The organism is Pseudoalteromonas sp. CO348, assembly GCF_004208845.1.
Classification (GTDB): domain Bacteria; phylum Pseudomonadota; class Gammaproteobacteria; order Enterobacterales; family Alteromonadaceae; genus Pseudoalteromonas; species Pseudoalteromonas maricaloris.
This window is the reverse complement of sequence record NZ_SGPI01000054.1, coordinates 1-929: the sequence shown is the minus strand read 5'-3', so window position 1 is coordinate 929 and position 929 is coordinate 1. Positions and strand designations below refer to the sequence as shown.

Genomic DNA, 929 nt, shown 5'->3' with positions numbered 1-929 from the left:
TGCCAAATCTCACAAAGCTGGGTCTCTAAGGCATTACGCGGTGCCACATAAAGGTTGTCGGCTTGAAGCTCCGGTGTGGGGAGTGCCTTGCGGTCAAGCTTACCGTTACCCGTAAGTGGAATATGCTCGATTAAGGTAAAGTGGCTGGGCACCATGTATTCAGGTAAAGCAGCACTTAGGGCGAGCTTTAACTCGGTAATTTCAAGGTCAGGCTCTGCAACAAGGTAAGCGGCCAGCGCTTTGCCTTGCGGTGCAGGCACATCAATCACCACTGCGTTTTGCACGCCTTGCTGGTCGACAATAGCAGCGGCAATCTCGCCTAATTCGACACGATAACCACGAATTTTCACCTGCTCATCGTTACGACCAAGGTACACCAAGTCGCCGTTGTCTAGGAAACGGGCAAGGTCACCGGTTTTGTACAGCTTGCTATGGGCGGGGTCGTGACTAAATGGATTATCAATAAAGCGCTCAGCATTGAGTTCAGGGCGGTTTAAGTAACCCCGGGCAACCCCAAGGCCTGAAATATATAACTCACCCGGCGCACCAATGGGCATGGGCTGCAGCGACTCAGATAACACATGAAGATTAACGTTAGGGTAGGCTTTACCTATGCCTTGATGAAGGCGTGGATAGGCCTGCGCGAGCATCGCACCGACGGTGGCTTCCGTTGGGCCATATTCATCGAAAATAGCGTTCACATGGTCGCTTAATGCGGCGATGGCCTGCTCGGTCAGCGCTTCACCACCGAGCATTAGGGCATCGACTTGTGCGTCGCTGCCAGGCAATAGCGCCATGGCAAGACTCGGTGTGGTTTTCACAAAGCCAACGTTCGCGGCATTTAGATGAGCTCTAAAGGCGGCGGCATCAAGAATATCGCCTTCATAAACACACACCGTTTGTCCAGCAAGGAGCGGGCATAAGGTGGT

Annotated in this window: 1 protein-coding gene; it reads right to left on the bottom strand. The window is 52.9% G+C overall.

Annotation, left to right across the window (positions count from 1 at the left end; all coding sequences use genetic code 11):
• Positions 1–929, bottom strand: a 929-nt coding sequence (locus tag EXT48_RS23525; protein ID WP_165384145.1) for an AMP-binding protein, incomplete at both ends; no start/stop codon positions are given.